We start from the raw sequence: 17670 nt of genomic DNA on the forward strand, positions 1-17670 counted from the left end.
GTAATCTCTTTGAGTTCGTTTAGTGATTGATTTCATAACACTCTCCAATTTAATCGTGGAAAAGTGTCAACCTTATTTAGGACGGGTCAAGTTAAAGAATAAAAAAAGGTGAGTGTAATACTCACCTTTTTATTGGATTTATCTTTTACAAGTTACAGGAAATGTTCAAACCCCTACCAGATTTTTACTCTATCTTCTGGTGCTAAATATAGTTTGTCTTTTGGTTTTACATCGAATAATCGGTAGAACTCAGGAACATTTCTGACCACACCGTTTACGCGATACATTGACGGGGAGTGAGGATCAGTTTTGATCTGATGCTTTAACGCTTTATCACGATATTTTTTGCTCCAGCTTTGAGCATATCCTAAAAAGACTCTCTGCTCTCCAGTAAAGTTATCGATAGTAGGAGCAGCCTTACCATTAAGAGACATGTTATAGGCTAATAATGAAATACTTAGGCCACCTAAATCACCAATGTTTTCACCAAGCGTAAAGGTACCATTGACGTTAACGCCATCAAGGGGCTCAAATTCATCATATTGAGCAACTAACTTTGCGGTTCTGTTTTTGAATTCTGATTTATCGGCTTCTGTCCACCAATTTCTAAGCACACCATCACCATCAAAGGTACTGCCTGAGTCATCAAAACCGTGACCAATTTCATGACCGATTACTGCACCAATAGCGCCATAATTTACGGCATCTTCTGCTGCTAAGTTGAAAAAAGGTGGTTGTAGAATAGCTGCAGGAAAGACAATTTCATTAAGTGGTGGATTGTAATAAGCATTTACTGTTTGTGGAGTCATTGCCCACTCATGTTTTTGCACAGGACCATTTTGTTTGGCTAGCTGCTGTTGATAAACTACCAGCGCAGAACGCTTTAAGTTACCAAATAAATCGTCTTTATCAATCGCTAAGTCTGAATAATCTTTCCAAATATCAGGGTAGCCAATTTTTGGGGTAAATTTAGAGAGTTTATCTAACGCTTGTGTTTTAGTTTCAGGCGTCATCCAGTCAAGCTCTTTAATACTAACTTCATAGGCTTTGATTAAGTTAGCTACTAATTCTTCCATGCGCTTTTTGGCTTCTGGTGGAAAGTGATTTTTTACGTAAACTTCTCCCACTACTTCGCCGATATTGGCATTAACTACGTTAACTCCACGTCGCCACATAGGCAGTTGAGCCGTGACGCCACGTAATGTTTTACCATAAAACTCAAAATGTTGTTTATCAACCGCTTGTGTTAATCGAGTGGCGGTAGTACGTAAAACACCCCATTTTAAATAGGTTTTCCAATCGGCTAACTTTGTGTCTTTGATAATATCATTTAAGGCTTTCATGTAGTCTAACTGTGTTACTACAAGGCCATCAATATCACTGACCCCCGCTTCAGCCATATATCCTTGCCAGTTAAAGTCAGGCATGATTTCGGTCAATTTTGCCGTAGGGATTTTATTATAAAGCGCTACCATATCTCTGGTTTGCTCTTTCTTCATTTGCTGACTAGCAAGTTTCGTTTCTAAATCAAAAATAAGTTGTGCATCAGCTTTGGCGTTTTTTGCACCTGTTAGCGATAACATTTGTTCAATATGGTTTAAATAATCATCTCTTAGTTTTTGCGATGACTCATCTTGAGTAAAGTAATACTCTCTATCGGGTAAGCCTAAACCTGCTTGCCATGTATACATCATATAAACATTAGGATCTTTAAAATCGACATATTGGCCTAAGTTAAATGGAAGGCCATAACCTAACTTGTTTACTGAAGCAAAATGAACGGCTAAATCATCATAGTTTTTAATGGCGTCAATGTGTTTAAACTCATTATATAATGGCTTTAATCCCGCTTTATTTCGGCTGTCCCAATTCACATAAGATTGATATAAATCTCCCACTTTTTGCTCGTTAGAGCCTTGAGGGAAATTGCCTGTAGCAGAAGCTTCTATTATCGCTTTTACATCTTTTTGTGACTGTTCATGAACAATGGTACCAACACCATAGGAAGATTTGTCATCAGGGATTTCTGTTTTTGCTAACCACTTGCCATTTGCGTATAAATTAAAGTCATCTCCCGGCCTTACTGAGTTATCAATTGCTTGTAGGTTTAAGCCTGAGCTGAGGTTTTGGCTATTGGCGGTAGCTGGAGGAGGTGGGTTGTTATTACACGCCACTAACGTAAGAAGTACCGTTAATGCTATGAGTTGCTTCTTCATTTTAACTTCCTTTTTATTGCTTATTATAGCTTTATATTGTTTAGAAAATTTGAGCACTCGACAACGTACTGAGTGGTGAACAAACAAAGATAGCAGCTATCAAAGCTGCTATCAATGAAGGGAAAGTGTCCTTGTTATCGTATCTTGTTGAAGTTTGCTCTGTTATATATTGAGTTCACACGCTTTAGTGAACTATTTCTTGTAAACTTTGCCTGCTTTCATAACAAAATCAACATCGAGTAACTCGTGAATATTGGTTAAGGGGCTAGCATCAAAAGCGATAATATCGGCATATTTGCCTGCCTCAATAGTGCCAAGCTTATCACTCATGCCAATTAAATCTGCGCCATTTACCGTGGCAGATTTTAAGATGTCTGAGGTTGTCATACCTGCTTTATGCATTAACACCGCTTCTTGGGCGTTGGTACCATGCTTTGATACGCCACTGTCAGTGCCAAAAGCTATTTTAACACCTGCTTTATAAGATTTTTCAAAATTAATGAGCATATCAGCGCCTACGCGAATGGCTTTGGCTTTTATCGGTGCTGACATGAAGTCAGAGGTTTTAGCCATTTCAACCACGGTTGCACCAGCGAGTAATGTTGGTACTAAATACGCGCCAGACTTTTTAAATAACTCAATGGACTCTTGATTCGCATAACTCCCATGCTCAATGCTGTCTACACCGGCTCTTAAAGCAGCGTTAATACCTGCTGCAGCATGGGCATGACTTGCTACTTTTCTACCTAGGCCGTGAGCTGTTTCAACAATTTCTTTTAATTCATTGTTTGTCATTTGCTGACCTGTACCCGTACTCGTATCGGATAAAACACCACCTGTAGAGGCAACTTTAATTGCATCAGCGCCATATTTAATGGCATGACGGGTCATCTTTCGACACTCATAAGGACCATCACACAATGTTTTAGGTGATTTGATGGCTAATAAATCTGGTGCCATACCATCAACGTCTAAGTGTCCGCCGGTAATAGATACGCCTGCTGCAGCAATGATCCTAGGCCCATCTACCCAACCTTTAGCAATGCCATCACGTAAAGCATACATTTGCTCAGGTTGGCTGAGTAAATCACGCACTGTAGTAAACCCTGACAATAAGGTTTTTTTAGCAAAGTGAACACTGTGCATAGCAACATCAGCATCAGATAGCTTCACTGTTTCTTTGATGTTATTTGGGCCAAGTTCACCTTGAAGATGTACGTGCATATCCATCAAGCCGGGCATTACAAAGCTGTTAGATAGATCAATAACGGTTGTACCACTGTTAAAAGAAGCGACTGGGGTAAAGCCTTTGTTAATGGCAATTATTTCATCATTTTCAATGACAACGGTGCGTTTTTTAACAGGTGCTTTACCTGGTACAGAGAGCAGTTCTCCTGCATATATGATAGTCGTATTTGCAAGGCCTTGAGAGCTTATCATAATCGATGATAGTGCCGTGGCTAAGGCGAACGTTTTTGTTATTGCTTTTCGTTTTAATTTAAATTTTTTCATAGTTTCTGTTCTATTATTAAGCCAGTATTACGGCAATAAGCTTTTGCTCTATTTAGTAAACTAAAAGTAATGTGAATTTCCATCATATACTGTATTCTTGTTATATGTAAATGAGTGTTCACATAATAATCCCTATGTTAGCTTTTTAAGTAAGGTATACTTTTTAGCAACAATTGATAAAACAATCTTAATAACAACTTTATGAGAGATAGCAAATGCCCAATAAACCGTTAATGTATGTCTTATGCTGTCACATCAGTGTGATGAGTGTTTTGTTTAGTGGCTCAATAAAAGCTGATACTGGGCCAAAAGAGCAAGCAGTTTTGCATGATATCGTTAAGCAAATCTCGCCTGATAACATTGAAAAGGATATTACCAAACTGGTCAGTTTTGGTACTCGCCATACGTTATCAGAAACAAAGTCTGAAACTCGGGGGATCGGTGCTGCAAGACGGTGGATAAAAGCTGAGTTTGAGCGTATTTCTCGTGCTTGTAATGATTGCCTAGAAGTGTACTTTCAAGCAAAGACTATCTCTGGTGAAAAGCGAATCCCTGATGCTACCGAAGTGGTAAGTGTTATAGCCGTATTAAAAGGTAAAACCGATCCAAGTCGTTATGTTGTTATGTCAGGTGATATTGATTCGCGTGTAACTGATGTCATGGATTTTACCTCTGACTCTCCAGGCGCTAATGATAATGCTTCGGGGGTTGCTGGTGTGTTAGAAGCAGCAAGAGTGCTTTCACAATACTCGTTTCATGGCTCGATAGTTTTTGCCGCCTTGGCAGGGGAGGAGCAGGGCTTGTTTGGTGGGAAAATTATGGCGGAACAAGCACAAAAAGATGGCTGGCGAATAAAAGCGGTATTAAATAACGACATGATTGGTAATATCTCAGGTATAAATGGTGTAATTAATAACACTACGGCGCGAATTTTTGCTGAGGGTACACGCCAAAACGAAACCGAGAAACAAGCAAGAAAAAGACGTTTTACTGGTGGAGAAGTAGATTCGCCCACAAGAAACTTAGCTCGTTACATTGATAGAATGGCCGATGACTATATTCCTAATTTAGATACCATGATGATTTATCGATTAGATCGTTTTGGTCGAGGCGGACATCATCGTCCTTTTAATGACTTAGGCTACCCTGCGGTTCGCATTATGGAAACCAATGAAAATTATAATAGACAACATCAAGATTTACGTACAGAAGATGGCATCAAGTACGGTGATACTCTTGATGGAGTAGATTTTGATTATGCGGCTAAGCTTACTGCATTAAATGCTGTATCATTAGCGGGTATGGCTTGGGCTCCGAACCCACCGGTAAATGTTGCAATACAAGGCGCAGTAAAACCAAGTACAACGTTGTCTTGGAATGCGCCAAAAGCAAATGAGAAAACTATAATTAAAGGTTATAAAATTTATTGGCGTTTAACGGATCAATCACAATGGCAATATAGTCGTTATGTCGGTAATGTAACCCAGTACACGCTAGAAAATATCGTCATTGATAATTACTTTTTTGGTGTGGCAAGTGTTAGTCATGATGGCTTTGAAAGTCCCATAGTATTTCCTGGCGATGCCGGATCATTTGGTCAGTAATTAATAAGAAATTAAACGTAAATAATTAAATTTTAATGAGAATCTAATGAAGTTAGTAAAGAATGTTTTTATGGTGTTGGCTCTTTTGGGCTCAGGGTATGCGTCAGCAAATTTTAGTGAGATACAACAGTTAACGGCACCTGATGATAAGGCAATAATTTTCTTTTATCGAACAGGACGAGTTGGTGGTGCAGTAAAATTTCATGTGCATAAACCTGATGGTACTGCTGTAGGCTATTTAGGTAAAAGCGGTGATAGCTTTTCTATTGAGGTAGCCCCAGGTAGCCATCAATTTTGGAGCAGGGCGGCAAGCAGAAATGATGTTTCATTAACTGTTGAAGCTGGGCAAGTTTATTATGTAAAAGCAACAGTTAAAGTTGGTTTGGCTGTTGGTAGGCCTGTACTTGAACAAGTGAGAATTGATCAAGTACCTCAGTAATTTATAAACTATCACCTACTCATTTTATTAAGGAAAAGTGTTATGTATCAAGGGAAGTGTTTATGCGGTGCTGTGCATATACAAATAGCAGGAAGTATTAATGATATTATTCATTGTCATTGTTCATTATGCCGTAAAAATAGCGGCACGGCTTATGCCACCAATGGCTTTATTCAAACGGCTGAATTTTCTATTGTACAGGGGCAAGAAAAATTAACTGCCTTTTCATTTAAACCGGGCAGAACACGGTATTTTTGTTCGCAATGTGGCTCTCCTATATATAGCGCTAATGCGGATGATCCTTCTCGTCTTAGAATTCGTTTAGGGTTATTAGATTCAGATATTACAGAGCGACCAATTTCTCATAATTTTGTGACATCAAAAGCAAACTGGGAAGAGCTTGATGCTCAGTTACCTCGTTATGAAACGTTTGAGCCTAGTCGAAAATAGTGCTTCAAAACATTTGAACTGATTTTTACCCAATAGGAATTCAATGAACACACCATCAAAAAGAAGCGTTTCACTCGTACTTGGTAGTGGCGGGGCAAGAGGCTTAGCTCATATTGGCGTTATTCAATGGCTTGAAGAGCATCATTTTGACATACAGTCTATTGCTGGCTGCTCTATGGGTGCTTTAGTTGGCGGCATTTATGCGGCTGATAAACTTGATGAGTTTCAGCATTGGGTGAAAGCAATCAGCAAAGGGAATATTGTCAGTTTGTTAGATTTTTCATGGCGCTCGAGTGGCTTAGTCAAAGGTGATCGAATCATTGAAACACTTACGGAGTTAGTTGGTGATGTAATGATTGAAGATCTAGCAATAAAGTACACAGCAATTGCGGCAGATATTGGTAATGAAAAAGAAGTTTGGATGAACTCAGGAAGGTTATTTGATGCAATCAGAGCTTCTATTTCTTTGCCCTTATTTTTTACACCTGTTGAATATAACGGAAGGCATTTGATCGATGGAGGCGTATTAAACCCTGTCCCTATTGCGCCTACCTTTAGTGACCCAACAGAATTGAAAATAGCTGTAAACCTTGGTGCAGATGTCGAAAGTGCAATGAATTGCACTGTGAAAACTATAAAAAATGAAGATAAAGAAGAAGCTTCATTTACAGCGAAAATACAGCAATTTATTGCTGAAATGACCTCTAAAGATGAATTACCTGAAGCAAAGAGCATCGATGCTTTTGATATTGCTAATCAAGCATTTGATGCGATGCAAAGTACAATTTCACGACAAAAGCTCGCGGCTTACCCACCAGATCATACTATTGATATTGCCCGTAATGCTTGTGGTACTTTAGAATTTGATAGGGCTGAAGAAATGATTGCATTAGGGTACGCCAAAGCTGAACAATGTTTGAAAACGATATTGTAATGCTAGGGCTTTTTAGCTGATGTTAATAGCAGGCGAAGATAACTGTTTATCAAAGTAACTTGAATTACATTGGTTTATCCCCAATTTTTATTGATATAAAAAGTGAAATTACAGGATGTTACTATGGGACTTTTTGATACATTTTTGAGCGCATTGGGGTTATTACCCATATCTGGGTTAGGCGAATCAATGAAGCGCTCTAAAACCCTCTCCTTAATGGTTCTACTTGGTATAGCGTTATTTGGCTGCTTTATTTTATTTCTAGTTTATATGGCAGGTAAGCATTAGTGACAGCTCATATATTTAAAGTATTGCTCCTTAGTGTATCTTTATTGAACATTGCCAGTTGTGGCAGTGCCAGCAAAATCCCCAACACTTGTCGAGAACAAGCTTATGGTGAGCATAATAATGAACTTAAAGATTCCACCAGTGATGTCTATGCTAGATGTCAGGCACGCCATAAGAAAGCCCAACAAGCAGCTGATAAAGAAGCTCAAAAAGAGAGTGTTTTTGAATCTATTACTGAGCTGTTAGAAGAGGTCTTTTAACTCGCTAAATTAATATTTAATTATTTCCCCTAATTAGCGACATATAATGAGCAAGCTGTGATTGCTTGTCATTAATTAGTCGTTCTTCAATGCTAGCTTTAATGGTGTCGGGTTTATTTTGGCTCATTTTACAATGAGCTCGAATATCAGTTATTTCAACGTTGAGTAAGGTAATAGCATTGAGCATTTGCGTTATCGCTTTTTCAGGGATTGATTGAAAACGCCATAGTGAATTGTTCTTATTTATATCAATGTCTTGCTCAAAGTGTTCACTGGTTTGTTGTATGCTATGCCTTCTTTGTTGTTCGTCGGTTAATGCAAAGGCGCTACCTTGCACATGGATATTGGCATAATTCCATGTTGGAACGTTATGGGCTGTTCGATTTTCTTCCCCAAAATAGTTAGGTGAAATATAGTGGTCGCCGCCATGAAATATTAAGGTGATGTCTATTTGAGCCGTTTCCATAAGTTGCAGGGCAAGAGGGTGCTGATTGCTAACGTGTCCTGATAAGTTAAGCTTTGATAACGCTTGAGGCGCTTTTTCTAAAGAAGCTGAAGCAAAATGAAAGGGGATATGGCTAACATGTGGGCTAAACTCACCACCTTGGTTTTGCATGAACACTACTGTTGCTAGGGGATTATTATCAATAATGGTTTTAATAAGTTGTTGGTTCTTATGCTCACTAAAGTGTTTGTTAGGGTACATGGAAAAATTCCTCAACAGTATTACCTGTATTTAATAATCGTTTTTTAACCTCTGGCCATTGTTCATCAATAATACTGAACATGGCGGTATTTCTATATTCGCCATTTGGGGAGCGGCGATGTTTCCTTAAAATTCCCTCAAATTTTCCACCGATGCGAGCAATAGCTGTGCGAGATTGTTGATTATTTTCGTGCGTGCAAATTTCTACTCGTGCTATTCCTAATTGTTCAAAGGCATGCTGTAGCATGAGGAACTTAGCATGTGAGTTGACATAACTTCGCTGAAATTTTGGGGTAATAAATGTGTAGCCAATTTCTAGCTTTCTATGTTCTCGGTCTTGGCGTATAAATCTTGTAGAGCCAATCACTTGATTCGTTTTTTTATCAAGAGTGACAAAAGCCAATTGCTTGCCATTGTTCATATCGTTAATCGCATCACTCATCCATGCCATGGCTAACTCGTCTGTTTCACAACGATTCATTGGCATATGCTGCCATACTTCTGGGTAATTTCCGGCTAAACGAAACTCTCTAAGGTGATCTAAAGTCATTGGCGTTAACTTAACAAGACTTGTTTCAAGTACGGTGGGTTCAAACATAGTAGTTCCTAATCATGGCTAAAGTTACTGCATAATGTAGAGTTGTTCTGGTATAACTACTACAACCAGAATTTATAAAGTTAGTAGACCAGATGAAGGCACTCAATTTATCATTAGCAAATGAAAAGAAAGCTAAGTACTTAATTATTGCTGATGCGATTAGAGCTGCCATTAAAACAGAGCAAGTAGCACAAGGTGAGCTACTTCCTTCGGCGAGAACTTTGGCGCAGCAGCTTAATGTTAATCGTCATACAGTAATGGCGGCTTTTGCAGAGTTAGTCGCTCAAGGTTGGGTTGAATCGCGAGAGCGAGCTAGTTATCGTGTTGTTAAATTTCTACCTATTCAAACTAGCAAGAGCCTTGAGGTTAACCTTGAAAGCACAGCAGTTTTAAAACCGTTTAAATGGCAATTTGCTAAACAGGTTTGTAGTGATACGCATTTAGCGAGTGCGAATAAAAAAGCCAGCGAATACTTATTTAATTTTTCAGGAGGCCAGCCAGATATTCGGCAATTCCCCTTTGATGAATTTAAGAGTTATTTTGCCCAAGTTTGTCAGCGACCCAATATGCAACAATTGAGTTATGGTGATAACCAAGGTGAACAAGCGCTTATTGAACAAATAAGCATATATCTTCGACGAGTGAGATCTATTACAGAGAAAAAAGTGATGATTTGTAATGGCTCGCAAGAAGCGCTATATATGATCTCGCAGTTGTTATTGCAAACTGGTGATTATGTGGCGGTAGAGCAGTTAGGTTACCCACCAGCATGGGCTGCGTTTAAAAGCGCAGGTGCCAAATTGTTAGCGATTAAGCAGGATGAAAAAGGTGTTGTCCCTGAACATCTTGCCAAGGAGCTTGCTAAAGGGAAAATAAAACTCATTTACCTAACACCTCTGCATCAATACCCAACGACGGTAACCTTGGATATTCAAAGACGCAGACAAATATATCAATTAGCATCCCAGTACGGCGTAGCAATTGTGGAAGATGATTACGATCATGAGTTTCATTATGATAGTCAACCCGCTGCTCCACTTGCAGCAGAAGACCCTCAAGGTTTAGTGATTTATATTTCAACCTTTTCAAAGTTAATGTTTGGTGGTGCCAGAGTGGGTTACGTTGCTGCTACAGATGAACTTATTGCTCAGCTTGCACAATATAAAATGCTTATTAATCATAAAAGTAATGTATTAATACAGCATGCTGTTGCCAAATGGATGGAGCAGGGAGGTTTTGAAGCACACTTAAGGCGAATGACTCGGCTATATCATAAGCGGCGTGATCATATGGTCGCTTTGCTTAAAAGCTATCAACGGCAAGGGCTATCTATTGAATTTGCAATTCCTGCAGGAGGGATGGCTATTTGGTTAAATGTAGGCAAGTCTGTCAAGGGGTTAAAAGAAAAGCTACTTGCCCAAGGTGTGTATATACAAACGGAAGAAGAATTTAACATCAATAAACAACTGCCCTCAAATGCATATCAACATATTCGGCTCGGCTTTGCTGCAATGACCGAAGATGAAGTTCAAGAAGGTGTGGCAACGGTGATGGGGGAGCTTTTTGGCTCCCCGAAGTAATCGCTACTTTTTAATCGCCGTGTGACTGTTAACGTATTGACTGCTTAAGTAAATGGTTTTTACTTTGTTAATAAACTATCGCTAAATATTATGTTTTCAATTTTCCTTTTGAAAAAAGTAACCAGCGTTTGCTATTTTTACCTACAATTTGCTGTTGATAAAATTGCTCAAACGATTCTTTTGATATGTTACTTAGTACTAATGCTATTTTTTCTTTTTGATCAAAGCGGTAATTAGTTATTTGGCCATTGGCATAGAGCTCTGTTGAGAGTGCTTTGGTGTATCGGTCTAAATGAAAACTAGGTGCATTAAGTTTATTTAGGCTTAATTGTAATTTTTGTTGAAAATCGGCCTCTGACATCTCGGTTAACTTGTTGGCATAGTCTATAAGGAAGTCATTGCTGGCGTTAATTAGAGCTTCAGCTGAACTATTACTTGATTGGGCACTCATAACAATGCCTGAGCTAGCAGGACTATATAGTTTGTTTAGGTCGACAAAGTAGGCCAGTGATTTAGTATCTCGAATACTATAATAGTACTCCCTTGATAACAGTGATTGGGTTAAATGGAACATGGCTTGGCTTTTAAAACTGTTATCTTGGCTTTGTATCAGGTAATTTATACTGGCATCATCATGAGCTAATGGTATTTCGCTTTGGTGTCGCGTATTAGCAAGTTTTTTTACATTGGGTGTAGTGCTTAAATCCGAGGCTAATTTTATCGCTTGAGTACTAATAATTGATTTAGCAAACTCTTGTACAGCCATAGCATTTACATCACCTGCTATTACACCATTAAGCTGAAATTGCTGATCTGTATTTAACGCAGTTACATAATCTTGATAGGAAAAATTTTTAAGTGCTTCTAATGTTTGTGCATCGCTTAACTCATTAAATAAATCTTTATATAACACTCGCTCTAATTGTTGATGGGCATGATCTTGGCTTTTTCGGTGAGTTATATTGCCTTTAATACGCTGTTTTGCCGACGCAAACGCAAGCTTGCTTGGCTCAAGAGTAAAAAAAGTTGTTAATACCTTTTCAGCATAATCAAAATAGTTTTCTTTGTAGCCATTAATATCAATTACATAATGAGAATCTAGCGTATTAATGTTAGTGCTAAATCCTGCTAGTGAAGCAAAATAGCCGCTATTATGAAGTTGCTCCTGTACCATGTTGGCATAGATTTGCTTAACGATTGGGTTTTGGCTTTTTATCTCATGATAAAGTCGCAAAGAAGTACTGATTTTGTTGCGACTAAGATCTGTTTTATGTTGTACCCATAACTGGATACCTTGTTTATTTATGACTAATTCGGGCTTAATTTGAACTAATTTTGTCGTTTTGTCCTTTAATAATAATTGATGATTTTTTTGGTTGTTCACTTGTTGTGCTAAATAAGGATTAGCCTTGGGCAGATGCATACTCGATTTTTTTGTTGCGTTTGACCAGCTATTCAGTTGCTCTGTCGTTAATGTAGAGGTTTTATAAGGCGTGTTAAAAATAGGCTCTATTTTGTTGGTATTAGGCATATCATCTTTGTTGGTATGACTGACAATAAGCTGCATATTTTCTGGCGTTAAATAACTTAAAAAGTGATTGAAATTTTCGATTGAAATTTGTGTGCGGTTATTTAACCAGTGCTTTGCTAAGTATAAGTGCATATCATCACTAATAGGGCTTATCCAATCTCCCGGCTCTTGTGATTTAGGAAAATCAAATTGTCGTTGAGCCATCACTTGTAATTCAGCAACTATCCATGGTGGTAATTCGGTTTTTTTGAGTAAATCAATGTAAGAAAATACTGCTGCAATCACCTTATCTTGGTCTTTTACGCCTTTGTCAGTTAACTCTAAATAAAGGTGCAGTTTGCCTACATAACGACTTCCTTGGTCGATAACTTGCAAATAGTTGATTAACCCTTGCGTTTTAAGGTAAGTAAATAAAGAGCCTTCACTTTCATGACCTAGTAAATAAAAAAGTATTTCTTGGGTATTGTGAGGAAAATCAGAAGCGTTAGCAGGAAGTTCAAAGCGCAAATCTATACTTGGGTTACTTGAAGGTGAAAGTACTTCAATTTTGCTCGCCAGCTGGTTAGATAAATGTAAAGGCTCGTTTGATGGCTGACTTGATAGCTCACTTTGAGGGAATTGATCAAAGTGTTTTATCGCCAGTGTCTTTAACGCTTGAGTAGATTGCTTACCATAAAGGACTAAGGTCATATTTTGCGCACCATAGTACTGCCTATGAAAATCGCTTAAAGCTTTTTTTAATGTTTTCGTATCGGTGCTTAATGTTTGAGTATTACCCGTGCCAAATTTAGCTGAAGGATGCTTGGGATTTGTTTCATTTTGTAAAATAAGTGCGGTTTTTCGCCAGTCATTGATACGGCCGTTAAATTCATTATCAACGGCAATTAGCGATTTTCTAATGCTTGACTCTGTGAGTAGAGGATAAGCGAGAAAATCTGCCATTCTGTGTAAGGTTTCATCGAATGCTGGCTGTGTTACTTGAAAGTGATAACGTGTGTTAGAGGTTCTGGTTGAAGCATTACTCCAACCTTGGTTACTTTTTACAAAAGGATCAAATTCATTGGTATTGGGAAAATTTTTACTGCCCCAAAAAACAGCATGCTCTAGTAAATGTGCTAAGCCTAAATAAGCCTTTGGATTTTCTCTATGGCCAACACCTACCACTAATGAGGCTGCAGCGACTTCTGATGTTTTATCTGAAATAACCAGTGCTTTTAACCCGTTATCTAAAATGAAATGCAAATAGTCTTTTGAATCATATTGACTGGTGACTATGATGTTTTCGGTTTCAGTGCTTTCGGCATAAACATTACTATGATGCCCTACTAGTGCTGTGGCTGTGAAAATGGCGATAGATAATGCATATCGCTTAATAGGTTTAGTGAACATGAACTTCCTTGTAGTGTGCTGTGTATGTGTTAGTTAAAGGTGAAAAGCTATTTTGAAAAGTAATTAAATAGACAAAAAGAGAATCAGATTAAACAACATTGTATACAATAACAAGTGCAATTATTTTTCCTGCTAATATTTGAACATGCAGATTAAAGGAAAGGTTAATATTTAACCTGATAGGTAGGTAAGTGCGATAAACGGTTGATTTCAAAAACTCTTAAAAATATTTAATAGGATATCACTGAAAATTATTATTAAATGCCGAATTAGATATCGATGTAATCTTTAATAAGCTGAAATATCAGAAGAAAAGAGTAATAGAGGGGAGGATATTACTGTGAACTCTTAGTAATATCTTCAATATTTCTGAAATGCCTGCTTAAAGAGATAATAACAGTATGATTTATTTTGCTTTTTTGATATTTTAAGTAACAACTCGTAGATGGATATTACTAAGACGTCTATATAATATACTGTTAGCAGTATAATCATTTATCAAAACATGGAGTGTTACATGAAAATTCAATTACAAAATCAATCTTTTGCTATTACTGGCTTATCTGTAGGTCTATTAGCAACCTTATTTGGTCTACACATCTCATCTGCAATAGAGTCTACTCCTGCTTTAGTGGGAGTAGTTTCTGCTGTATGGATTGCAGTTTCAGCAAGTATTATAGGTGGTAGAGTTAATAAAGACTCAGCATAGTAAATAATGCATACATGGTAATCAAGTGGGGAAAACAATTTGCTGTTGTCGTTCCCCATTGTTTTAGTAAACAATTTTTATTATTAAGGCATTAGTTGAAAGGAGTTTAAGTGGCTATGGGTAATCCATCAACTTTATTAGTCGTTCAAGATCTTCTCGTATCGAGGAATTTTTACATTGATGTACTAGGTCTAAAGCTTGTTGAAGAATATGAAGACAGTTTAAAGCTTAAATGTGGCTCGCATAATGTGTTTATGTTTCAAGGCACAACGGAAGCAATAAGCTATGAACACGGATATAGTTCAAACTCTTCATTAGTGCTTACTGTTAGTAACTTGGATGAAAAAATTACCGAGTTTAAATCAAAGGGGGTTGCTTTTGTTCATAAATCTCCTAATGAAAATCGATGGGGTCGCTATGCAGCTTTTAAAGATCCATCAGGGATCGTTAATGAACTCATGGAGTTTTTCACCTAACAGTCGCTCAAAGTTGACGAAAAAAGTTGACTTACGCTCATTCCTCGCTAATTTTATCCAACAAATTTTTGCCCCTAATGTGGGCGATACCACCGTGCGCTGTTGACACATAAACGACAGTCAAATTTGATTGAATCCTATTAATTGATTTTTATAGATCACGTTAAGGTTTAATCATATTTTCCTTATTCTCGCCTTTCTTTATTGTGCTCGTAAAAAGTGCAAACAATGAATTAAAACTGTGCATCCCTCATTTACCAAGTGGTTATGCTTTGCTGTCATAATTATAATAGAATTATTTAAAATCCAATATAAACAATACCTTAATTGTTTGTTGTTCAAGTTTTTTGCTCTTGGTATTAAATTTGCGACAGCCTAGTTAATAAAAATTAAATTTGTTAAATAGGGCTGCATTATGAGTAAGCAAAGAATTGTTGTAGTAGGAAACGGTATGGTTGGTCATCATTTTATTGATCAATTAACCAATAATCATAGTGATCAGTTTCAGGTTGTCACTTTTGCTGAAGAAAAGCAGCTTGCTTATGATCGAGTGATGCTAACCAGCTACTTCTCTGGTAATGACTTATCCTTAACTACGCCAGAAGCTTATGATGAAAAAGGTGTTGAGTACCATATAAATGAGAAAGTCACTGGTATTAATAGACAAGAAAAAACCATCGTTACCGAATCAGGTAAAGAAGTTGCTTACGATAAGCTAGTGCTTTCAACAGGGTCTATTCCTTTTGTGCCACCTGTACCAGGTAAAGAGCAAGAAGATATCCATGTTTATCGGACCATTGATGATTTAGATGACATTGCCTTTTCAGCCAAGTCAAGCAAAGTTGGGGTGGTAATTGGTGGGGGCTTACTTGGCTTAGAAGCCGCTAATGCTATCAAGCAGTTAGGGCTTGAAACTCATGTGGTTGAGTTTGCCCCGCGTTTAATGGCAGTACAGTTAGACCAAGAAGGCGGTGATTTACTACGCAATAAAATATCTGAACTTGGTGTAACCGTTCATACAGAAAAAAATACTCAAGAAATTGTTCAAGGAGAAAACTGTCGCTATCGCATGAACTTTGCTGATGGTACTTTTCTTGAAACCGACGTAATTGTTTTTTCTGCGGGCATTAGGCCGCAAGATCATTTAGCTAGAGTGAGTGATTTATCGCTTGGTGAACGCGGCGGTATCGCTATTGATGATCATTGTGTAACTAGCGACCCAGATATTTATGCTATTGGTGAGTGTGCCCTTTGGGATAATAAAATTTTTGGTTTAATTGCACCAGGTTATGCCATGGCGAAGGTCGCAGTAAGCCATTTAACTAGCCAAGAGAAAAGCGAAGCCAAAACTTTTAAAGGCGCTGATATGAGCACCAAGTTGAAATTACTTGGCGTTGATGTAGCGAGTATTGGTGATGCTCACGCTCAAACACCAGATGCACAATGCTTTAGTTTTGTTGATTCTGCCGCGGGAATTTATAAAAAAGTTGTGGTGAGCAGCGACGGTAAAAAACTACTCGGTGCTGTATTAGTGGGTGAAACAAGTGATTACGGGCAATGGTTACAACTTGTAGTAAATGATATGGCGTTAACACGCCCAGCAGAATATTTGTTATTGCCTGAGCTTGATGATGAAGGTGCAAGTGAAAGCGGCGTTGATGCATTACCTTGTAGCGCACAAATCTGTTCTTGTTATGACGTCACTAAAGAGACGATAAGTAAAGCGGTAGCTGATGGTGCTCATGATATTGCCGCCCTTAAATCATGTACTCAAGCAGGTACGGGGTGTGGTGGCTGTGTGCCATTACTCACGCAGATTCAAAATAGTGAATTGGCTAAATTAGGGGTAAGTATTGATGATAGCCTTTGCCGTCATTTTGCTTATTCACGCTCAGAATTATTCGACATTATACGTGTGAAAAATATCCGCACCTTTGATGCGCTCATTGCTGAGTGTGGTAGTGGTGATGGTTGTGAAGTATGTAAACCTGCCGCAGCGTCAATGTTTGCCTCACTTTGGAATGAACATGTTCTTGATGAAGAGCTTGTCAGTTTACAAGACACCAACGATAACTTTTTAGCAAATATGCAAAAGGATGGTACGTACTCAATTGTGCCACGTGTGCCAGGTGGTGAGATCACCCCTGAGCAGCTAATTGCTATTGGTGAAATAGCTAAAGAATATAAACTTTACACCAAAATTACCGGTGGTCAGCGTATTGATTTATTTGGTGCTCAATTAGCTCAACTCCCTGTTATTTGGAAGAAAATGGTTGATGTAGGCTTAGAAACTGGTCATGCCTACGGCAAATCATTACGTACGGTAAAGTCTTGTGTTGGTAGCACTTGGTGTCGCTATGGTGTTCAAGATAGTGCGGCAATGGCAATTCTTGTTGAACAACGTTATCGCGGTGTTCGTTCGCCACATAAAGTGAAGATGGCCGTTTCTGGTTGTGCACGAGAATGTGCTGAAGCACAAAGTAAAGATTTTGGCGTAATTGCCACAGACAAAGGCTGGAACTTATATGTTGGCGGTAATGGCGGCATGCGTCCTCGTCATGCTGATTTGTTCGCTAGTGATCTCGATGATGCCACCTTAATTCGATATATCGATATTATTTTCATGTTTTATGTTCGTACCGCGCAGCGTCTACAACGTACTTCGGTTTGGTTAGAAAATCTTGAAGGTGGTTTAGCCTACTTACAAGACGTTGTAATTAACGACAAGCTTTCAATTAATGACGAGTTGCTTTTACAAATGGAGCACTTAGTTGACACCTATCAATGTGAGTGGAAAGCAACCTTAGATGATCCGCAAAAACTTAAGCGATTCAACCACTTTATCAATAGTGACAAATTGGACGATAACGTTATTTTCACCACAGTGCGTGATCAAATTCAACCGGCATCTAAAGCTGAAGAAGCTGAGTTGGTTTAACTCAGGTGTTAGACCAGTAAAGAATTCAAACTTTAAAATT

At 38.2% G+C, this 17670-nt stretch carries 15 protein-coding genes; 10 read left to right on the forward strand and 5 right to left on the reverse strand.

Translation table 11 applies throughout. From position 1 onward, the window contains the following. Window positions 1–173 precede the first annotated feature (173 nt). Window positions 174–2216: a M13 family metallopeptidase gene (locus EPA86_RS02535; RefSeq protein ID WP_140601582.1), complete on the reverse strand. Its 2043-nt coding sequence runs from the start codon at window positions 2214–2216 to the stop codon at window positions 174–176. 192 nt (window positions 2217–2408) lie between these two features. Further along, window positions 2409–3728 (reverse strand): metal-dependent hydrolase family protein, encoded by a 1320-nt coding sequence (locus EPA86_RS02540; protein ID WP_140601584.1) that lies wholly within the window; start codon window positions 3726–3728, stop codon window positions 2409–2411. 263 nt (window positions 3729–3991) lie between these two features. Here EPA86_RS02540 and EPA86_RS02545 point away from each other — a divergent pair, with 263 nt between their 5' ends. From EPA86_RS02545 to EPA86_RS02565, 6 genes are all read left to right on the forward strand, one after another. Continuing rightward, a complete protein-coding gene (locus tag EPA86_RS02545) occupies window positions 3992–5332 on the forward strand; it encodes a M28 family metallopeptidase (RefSeq protein WP_246058231.1) in 1341 nt (446 codons plus the stop codon). A 46-nt stretch (window positions 5333–5378) separates the two neighbouring features. Continuing rightward, entirely contained in the window at window positions 5379–5771 is a 393-nt protein-coding gene (locus EPA86_RS02550) for a hypothetical protein (RefSeq protein ID WP_140601586.1), read from the forward strand. Window positions 5772–5813: 42 nt separating this feature from the next. Further along, window positions 5814–6221 (forward strand): GFA family protein, encoded by a 408-nt coding sequence (locus EPA86_RS02555; protein WP_140601588.1) that lies wholly within the window; start codon window positions 5814–5816, stop codon window positions 6219–6221. Between the two features lie 43 nt (window positions 6222–6264). Then, window positions 6265–7155: a patatin-like phospholipase family protein gene (locus EPA86_RS02560; protein WP_140601590.1), complete on the forward strand. Its 891-nt coding sequence runs from the start codon at window positions 6265–6267 to the stop codon at window positions 7153–7155. A 123-nt stretch (window positions 7156–7278) separates the two neighbouring features. After that, complete coding sequence (locus tag EPA86_RS18175; RefSeq protein ID WP_170309549.1) at window positions 7279–7443, forward strand: hypothetical protein; 165 nt, start codon at window positions 7279–7281, stop codon at window positions 7441–7443. Then, window positions 7443–7703 carry a hypothetical protein gene (locus EPA86_RS02565; RefSeq protein WP_140601592.1) on the forward strand — a complete coding sequence of 87 codons (261 nt, stop codon included), beginning with the start codon at window positions 7443–7445 and terminating at the stop codon, window positions 7701–7703. The genes EPA86_RS18175 and EPA86_RS02565 overlap by 1 nt, the downstream gene beginning before the upstream one ends. A gap of 16 nt (window positions 7704–7719) precedes the next feature. Here the strand turns inward: EPA86_RS02565 and EPA86_RS02570 are convergent, their stop codons facing one another. Next, window positions 7720–8409: an FMN-binding negative transcriptional regulator gene (locus EPA86_RS02570; RefSeq protein WP_140601594.1), complete on the reverse strand. Its 690-nt coding sequence runs from the start codon at window positions 8407–8409 to the stop codon at window positions 7720–7722. After that, on the reverse strand, window positions 8399–9007 hold the full coding sequence (locus EPA86_RS02575) for a GNAT family N-acetyltransferase (RefSeq protein WP_140601596.1): 609 nt from the start codon (window positions 9005–9007) through the stop codon (window positions 8399–8401). The genes EPA86_RS02570 and EPA86_RS02575 overlap by 11 nt, the downstream gene beginning before the upstream one ends. Window positions 9008–9099: 92 nt before the next feature. Here EPA86_RS02575 and pdxR point away from each other — a divergent pair, with 92 nt between their 5' ends. Beyond that, window positions 9100–10587, forward strand: coding sequence for a MocR-like pyridoxine biosynthesis transcription factor PdxR (gene pdxR, locus EPA86_RS02580; protein ID WP_140601598.1), 1488 nt, complete (start codon window positions 9100–9102; stop codon window positions 10585–10587). Window positions 10588–10675: 88 nt separating this feature from the next. Here pdxR and EPA86_RS02585 read toward each other — a convergent pair whose 3' ends face one another. Then, entirely contained in the window at window positions 10676–13507 is a 2832-nt protein-coding gene (locus tag EPA86_RS02585; RefSeq protein WP_140601600.1) for an insulinase family protein, read from the reverse strand. Window positions 13508–14024: 517 nt separating this feature from the next. Here EPA86_RS02585 and EPA86_RS02590 point away from each other — a divergent pair. From EPA86_RS02590 to nirB, 3 genes are all read left to right on the forward strand, one after another. Continuing rightward, complete coding sequence (locus tag EPA86_RS02590; protein WP_140601602.1) at window positions 14025–14216, forward strand: hypothetical protein; 192 nt, start codon at window positions 14025–14027, stop codon at window positions 14214–14216. Window positions 14217–14332: 116 nt separating this feature from the next. Next, window positions 14333–14692 carry a VOC family protein gene (locus tag EPA86_RS02595; protein WP_140601906.1) on the forward strand — a complete coding sequence of 120 codons (360 nt, stop codon included), beginning with the start codon at window positions 14333–14335 and terminating at the stop codon, window positions 14690–14692. Between the two features lie 415 nt (window positions 14693–15107). Beyond that, window positions 15108–17630 (forward strand): nitrite reductase large subunit NirB, encoded by a 2523-nt coding sequence (gene nirB / locus EPA86_RS02600; RefSeq protein WP_140601604.1) that lies wholly within the window; start codon window positions 15108–15110, stop codon window positions 17628–17630. Window positions 17631–17670 lie beyond the last annotated feature (40 nt).

Source organism: Litorilituus lipolyticus, assembly GCF_006439335.1.
GTDB classification, from domain to species: domain Bacteria; phylum Pseudomonadota; class Gammaproteobacteria; order Enterobacterales; family Alteromonadaceae; genus Colwellia; species Colwellia lipolytica.